Origin of the sequence: Desulfovibrio sp. 1188_IL3213, assembly GCF_036763145.1 — a bacterium.
In the GTDB taxonomy this organism is placed as follows: Bacteria; Desulfobacterota; Desulfovibrionia; order Desulfovibrionales; family Desulfovibrionaceae; genus Desulfovibrio.
The window spans coordinates 1-6,309 of the sequence record NZ_JBAIYR010000104.1 but is presented as its reverse complement, the minus strand read 5'-3'; the positions used below and the strand labels follow the sequence as shown (position 1 = coordinate 6,309).

Here is a 6,309-nt window from a genome sequence, read left to right as displayed (position 1 = left end):
CTGCGCGTCAGACTGGGGAAGGGACACGCCCGCAGGCGCATCGTCCACAGCATGCGGAAGAACGGAGGCCGCGGCATCCGGTGCGCTCATCAGCCGGTCAGGGGTGGCGTCCGCTCCGTCTTCCATGTCCTCGTCAGCTTCCGGGGCATCCGCACTTTCAATGTCGAGGGGCAGCCAGGGCAGCAGGATGCGGGGCGGTGGCGTGATCTGGCTGTAATATTGGCTCACAAAGCTCCAAAGCAGCTCCGGGGCGTCCTCAAAGGTCAGGCCGGGCCAGTAGAAAGCGCGTCCGTCCGTTACCGCCCCGCCCCGTACAAAGGCTATGCCCAGGGCAAGACCTTTGTCAGCCTGATACAGACCAACGGCATCCATGTCGCCGCCGCCGGGCAAGACCGCAGCCTGTCGCTCCACAGTGCGCTCCACGGCGCGTATCTGGTCGCGCAGCACTGCGGCTTTTTCAAACTCCAGTTCTTCCGAGGCCAGATCCATTGCCTCGCGCAGGCTGTCCAGCAGGGGGGCGGCACGGCCTTGCAGAAGATCGCAGACCTTGCGCACGTTTTCATTGTATTCCTGCGGGGTCACCATATCCATACAGGGAGCGGGGCATTGGCCCATAAAATGGTACAGACAGGCGCGCACACGGTTTTTCATGGCCCTGTCGGAACAGCGGCGCAAGGCAAAGGCGCGGTGTATGAGTTTCCACGTCTCACGGGCCGACAGGGCGGAAGTGAACGGGCCGAAGTAGCGCGCGCCGTCACGTCTGGCCTGACGCACGACTTCAAGACGTGGAAAGGGGTGCTTGGGATTGAGCCGAAACAGCACGTACTGCTTGTCATCCCGCAGGACAATATTGTAGCGGGGCCTGTGCTTTTTGATCAGGCTGGATTCCAGAAGCAGAGCCTCTTTTTCCGTTGTTGTGGTGAGGTAGTCGATGCTTCGGGCATGGGAAAGCATGGCTTTTGTCTTGGCAGGCAAGCCTTCGGGCCTGAAGTAGGAAAGTACGCGGCGGCGCAGAACACGGGCTTTGCCCACGTAAATGATGCGTCCGCGTTCATCCTTGTACAGATAGACGCCGGGAGAAAGAGGGATGCTGGCTGGTTCTGGTTTTTGCATGGAGCAACGGTACGTTAAAAGTGTTTCTTTTGCCGGGCAATGGGGCCGTCCGCACCAGAAGAGGCCGCCCGGCTTTTCCGCGCGGGAATATGAAGCCGACCCCCTGCCGCTGTTGAAAGCATGCGTCCTCAACGGCAGGGTTCTCCGGCGGGAGCCGACAGTTTCATGTGCAGCCTTTGCCTGTGCAGCCCTTGCCTGTGCAGCCCTTGCCTGTACAGCCCTTGCAGATACAGCCCTGCGGCTGCGCCCGTGGCTGGCTGCGGTGGGCTGCTGCATATATACAGTAACCATCCCGGCTTCACTTGCCAACCTGAAGACACCGGGGCGTGGGGGGGGGGCTTGGCTGCGCACAGCGGCCCGGGCTGTTCGGGGCGGAGTGCGCAGGGTACGAAAAAAGGGGAAGCCTTTCGGCTTCCCCTTTGTAGAGCGGAATCAGAGATCGTGTTTTCTTAGAAAGAGTACACGAAGCTCAGGTTGACGTTCCAGGGGTCACGCACTTCGTCGGACTTGCCGTTCATCTTGCTGTTGCCCCAGACGGACTTGGACTGGTCAAGCCAGGTCGCAAGGTAGGCGGCGTCAAGCATGACGGTGAAGTTTTCGTACATCTGGTAGCTGTTGGTCAGACCGATTTCCATGGCGTAGTCCATGGTGGTCATGTACAGGGGATCCATGCCGATGGTGCCGTTGCCGCCGCTGTTGGCAGCCAAGGGTTCAGCCTGCCAGGTAGCCCTGGACATCTTTTTGGCCATGGAGGGGCTGTTGGTGCCGCCGATCAGGTTCACGCGGAAGGTGTGCTTCAGGTCTTCCAGGAAGCTCATGTCCTTCAAGCGCGCGCCCACGCCCCAGGTACCGGCCATGCTGTAGCCAAGGGTGGCGTCGCGGGCGATGTAGGGGTTGCCGTTGAAGGCAAAGTTGGAGAAGCCGTTGTTATTGTTGTTTATGCTCAGGCTGGGCATGCGGCCGGAACCGTCGGCCGGATCGTTGCTGTCGCCGGAACCGTACCAGCCGTAGATGCCGGGGATGGCCCAGTCAAGCTTGTATTCGGCAAGCAGAGAAGCCAGCCAACCGGAGCGGTTCAGGCGGCTGTCATCATAGGTAGCGGAACCGTAGTTGAAATCCCACGCGATGCGGATGGGGTCAAACATGGTCACTTCACCGGTCAGGCCAAACCAAATGGCGTTGCCGTACTCATCCAGTTTCTTGGAGGCCAAGCTGCCGTCCTTGTGGTGAGCGCCGCCCACGGGGAACATGCCGGCAGCGGGGTACTTCCAGGAGGTACCAAGAGCCTTGCTGGAACCATCAAGGATGTAGTTGTTTCCGCTGCGGAAGGCATTGGGGCCGATGGCGGCGTACATGACCCAGGGGGTCACTTTCACGCCGTCAAAGGTCAGGGGCACGAGCAGGGCGGCAACGTCCACGTTATCCATGAAGTTGCTGCGGTTCTCGTTGTTGATGGTCTTGCCGTCAAAGTTGTCGTTCCAGGGGCGGGCCCACAGGGCGGTCACGCCAACATTTTCGTTGAACTGGTAGGCGGCGGTGATGCCGGCCACGTCGTCGTTGAACACGTTGTTGCCGGTGGTGAAGCTGGGCAGGGCCATGCCCTGGATACCCATGCGCACCTTCAGGTCGGTCTGGGGAACGATCCAGTCAAGGTAGGCGTTCTTCAGTTTGATGGCGTTGCTGGAGTCAGCGCCAAGGGCGCCGCCGCTGCTGTTCTGGCCCCAGGTGGTCTTGCCGATTTCAAAGAAAACGGTACCGGACAGGGATTCGGAGGCTACGGCGTCCAACTGCAGGCGCACGCGCTGGTTGGCTTCGAACTCGTCTTCTTTGCCGTTGTAACCGGTCTGGCCGTTGCCACCGGTGAAGTTGCCGTTCATGCCGTAGTCAAAGCTCATGATCCACTGGCCTTTGGCCTTGAAGTCGATGGCGCTGGCGCCTGTGGCAGCACTGAACACCAGACCGGCCGCCAACAGAAGAGTAGCGATCTTTTTCATGGTTAACCTTCCTTTATTTTGCCCATAAGGACACGTTTTACTATACACGCCTGTGGAGCGGATGTCCGCTTCGGGCCAACTATAGGAAAGCCCCGCACACTTTGCAAGCATATTCGTGCAAAAATTTTAACCCGGCAGAGGATATAAAAGGAAAAAAAGATTAATCGTCCGGGAAATCTGTATGTTAAAGGAAATCTAGAGAAGAAAAATTTTTTCTGTGCGCGACAAAATTTTAGTCCCAATAGGCCCTCTTTTACAAGGATGCAGCAAAACCAACCTGTTATGGCTGGTTGTTCGGCGGTATAAAAATTTTCGTCTCATACGAGGAAAGCCGGGGATGCGTCCCCGGCTTTCCTGATGTGTGCCGTATGGCCTTTGCGGGCGTCAGGCTGATGCGCAGCGCCGTTTTGTGGTGTTTTTTCCTGCCGGTGCCAATTTGCAGGGGCCATTGCACGACGGCGCTGTCCCCTCTGGTATTTTTACAGGGGCTGGCAGCCTCATGCGCCGGTGATTTTCAGATTTCGCCTTTTTCCATCATTTCCGCCACCTGCGCCACGTCCTTATCGCCCCGGCCGGAAAGGTTGACCAGCAGGACTGCGTCACGGGGCATACCCGGGGCCATTTTGACGGCATGCGCCAGAGCGTGGGAAGATTCCAGAGCCGGAATGATGCCTTCATGGCGGGACAGGGTGAAGAAGGCTTCCAGGGCTTCCTTGTCCGTAATGCTGACATACTCGGCGCGGCCCGCATCTTTAAGCATGGCGTGTTCCGGGCCTACAGAAGGATAATCCAGCCCTGCGGAGATGGAGTACACCGCTCCGGCATTGCCCGTTGCATCCTTGATCATATAGGAATTGAAGCCGTGCAGCACACCGGGTTCGCCAAGGCAAATCGACGCCGCGTGCTGGCCGTAGTCCGTACCGTGTCCGCCTGGCTCCACGCCGATGAGGCGCACATCCGCATCGTTCACAAAACCGGAAAAAATGCCGATGGCGTTTGAACCGCCGCCCACGCAGGCGAGCACAGCATGAGGCAGGCAGCCGCAGGCTTCAAGCATCTGCGTGCGGGCCTCACTGCCCACCACCGACTGGAACTGGCGTACCATATAAGGATAGGGATGCGGCCCCACGGCGGAACCCAGCACGTAAAACATGGCGTCGTCCGCCACCCACAGGGCAAGAGCCTCGTCCACGGCCTCCTTGAGTGTGCGCTGGCCGGATGTGGCTGCCACAACGTCGGCCCCGAGCATGCGCATGCGGATGACGTTGAGATGCTGGCGCTCCATGTCCACTTCGCCCATGCAGATGGTGCATTCAAGGCCCATAAGGGCTGCCGTGGCGGCTGTGGCTACGCCGTGCTGCCCTGCGCCGGTTTCCGCGATGATGCGGCTTTTGCCCATGCGTTTTGCAAGCAGGCACTGCCCGAGGGTGTTGTTGATCTTGTGCGCCCCGAGGTGATTGAGGTCTTCGCGCTTGAGCCATATCTGCGCTCCGCCCAGTTTGTGGCTCAGGTTGGCGCAGTGAAAGACCGGGCTGGGGCGTCCTGTATAATGGATGAAAAGGTCATTGAGTTCCCTCATGAAGCCGGGGTCGGCCAGGGCCGACTCCATAGCCGCGGTCAGTTCATCCAGGCGGGCCTTGACGGGTTCGGGAACAAACTGGCCGCCGTAAGCGCCGAAAAAGCCCTTGCTGTCCGGTTTGTCGTGGGATGCGGAATGCTGGCTCATGCGATCTCCTTGCTGCTGATGCTGTGTCGCCGTCATGCTACCTGGCCTGCGGCAAAACGCCGTTCTGCCGTACCCGGCTCAGCGCCGGCGTAAAGGGCGGCTTCGGGACCGGTAAGCCTGAAAAGCGCAAAGGCTGAAAAACGGTTCTCACTCTGGCGTTTTGAACTCTCTGTGTCAAGGCGCTTTACTGCTTGTGGCATATGGGCTGCGCAATGGACGCCTTGTGATTTTGTGTTCTTCTTGCCGTGGCCTGCTGTTTCGCTTATGCTTGGTGCGCGCGCATTTTTGCGGCAAGGAGTTGAAATGCTGGATGAAAAATTTACCGGAAACGGCAAGGCAGTGCTGCTGGCCGGCGGCGGAAAAATCTATACGGACATAGCGGCGCGCTTTGTGCGCAGCGAGAGGGATCTGGAAGATATTGTGGCTTCTCCCTATTCCAAAAAGATAGTGGAGAACATTCTGTCATCAGGACACAGGGCCGCGCTGGAATTTGACTTTTTCATTTTCGGCCTTGAAGGCTACTCCCGCGTGACTGAAACCCAGCTTGTGCGCAAGCGTCTGGCTTCTTACCTTATCAAATCGGGGCGGGCCGAGCTTGGCGGCAAGCGTCGCTATTCTGTGGTCTATCCGCGTGGCGTGGCGGAATTTTCGGCTCCGGTGACCTTGCCTGGCGGCGAGACGGTGAACCTGAGCGGGCGCGACCTGGCCGACCTGGGCCGCCAGTGGTATGAGGCGGGGCTTGATGCGGGCCTGCCCGAAGAAGATTTGCGCTATCTCAAGCCGCAGGCCACCGAGTTCAAAGCCATTGTAGGCATGAATGCTCACGCTTTGCTGGACTGGTTTTCCATCCGTTGCTGCCGTAACGCCCAGCACGAAATCCAGCATCTTGCCTGGCAGATGCTGCGCCTGTGCCGCAGGGCTGCTCCCGATCTTTTCGCAGGGGCCGGCCCCAACTGTGTGCAACTGGGGTATTGCCCGGAAAACGCCCTTCAGAACGCCCGCTGTAGAGGCCGCATCATTACCAAGGATGACGCCATGACCCTGCTGCGCTCTGCCAGGGGGGCCGCGGCGGTACCTCCGGCTGAGGATGAATTTGCGGAAGACTAGACAGTGTCGTCACGAGCGCCTTTCCCGGTATCTCTGCGTCGAACTTCGCCTTTTATTCCGGTCGAGTACCATAAGAGTACACTCCCTGCATAAAAAACTCGTTCTTTTTGATATACCAAGGAAATTCATCTCGTGACGACACTCTACATCTAGGGTTTCCCGTGATCCGCCCACTGTTGCGGGGGGCCACTTCGGTCTTTATGCGGTGCCTGTTCCGCCGCTGGGCAGTATGAGGCCCCGGTCCAGCAGCAGGGCTGCCAGCTGGGTGACGGGCAGGCCCACAACCGTGCTCCACGAGCCTTCCACCCTGTCCACCAGAAAAGCTCCCTGCCCCTGGATGGCATAGGCTCCGGCCTTGTCGCCCGGTTC

General features: G+C 59.1%; 5 protein-coding genes. 1 reads left to right on the top strand and 4 read right to left on the bottom strand.

Going from position 1 to position 6,309, the window contains the following annotated elements:
- The 3 genes from uvrC to trpB all read right to left on the bottom strand — a co-directional run.
- Positions 1-1,113, bottom strand: a 1,113-nt coding sequence (gene uvrC / locus V6C16_RS06250) for an excinuclease ABC subunit UvrC (RefSeq protein ID WP_333542905.1), incomplete at its 3' end; no start/stop codon positions are given.
- Positions 1,114-1,562: 449 nt separating this feature from the next.
- On the bottom strand, positions 1,563-3,107 hold the full coding sequence (locus V6C16_RS06245) for an outer membrane homotrimeric porin (protein ID WP_333536700.1): 1,545 nt from the start codon (positions 3,105-3,107) through the stop codon (positions 1,563-1,565).
- Between the two features lie 514 nt (positions 3,108-3,621).
- Positions 3,622-4,833 (bottom strand): tryptophan synthase subunit beta, encoded by a 1,212-nt coding sequence (trpB, locus tag V6C16_RS06240; RefSeq protein ID WP_333536701.1) that lies wholly within the window; start codon positions 4,831-4,833, stop codon positions 3,622-3,624.
- Positions 4,834-5,136: 303 nt separating this feature from the next.
- On the opposite strand from trpB, the gene V6C16_RS06235 reads away from it, so the two are divergent.
- Positions 5,137-5,940, top strand: coding sequence for an FAD-dependent thymidylate synthase (locus V6C16_RS06235; protein WP_333542904.1), 804 nt, complete (start codon positions 5,137-5,139; stop codon positions 5,938-5,940).
- A gap of 198 nt (positions 5,941-6,138) precedes the next feature.
- Here V6C16_RS06235 and V6C16_RS06230 read toward each other — a convergent pair.
- A partial coding sequence (locus V6C16_RS06230; RefSeq protein ID WP_333542906.1) for a Maf family protein occupies positions 6,139-6,309 on the bottom strand: 171 nt, incomplete at its 5' end.

What these genes read in the sequence shown, in the direction of transcription:
- V6C16_RS06245 (WP_333536700.1), bottom strand. Translation starts at nt 3,107, where the DNA reads ATGAAAAAGATCGCTACTCTTCTGTTGGCGGCCGGTCTGGTGTTCAGT.
- trpB (WP_333536701.1), bottom strand. Translation starts at nt 4,833, where the DNA reads ATGAGCCAGCATTCCGCATCCCACGACAAACCGGACAGCAAGGGCTTT.
- V6C16_RS06235 (WP_333542904.1), top strand. Translation starts at nt 5,137, where the DNA reads ATGCTGGATGAAAAATTTACCGGAAACGGCAAGGCAGTGCTGCTGGCC.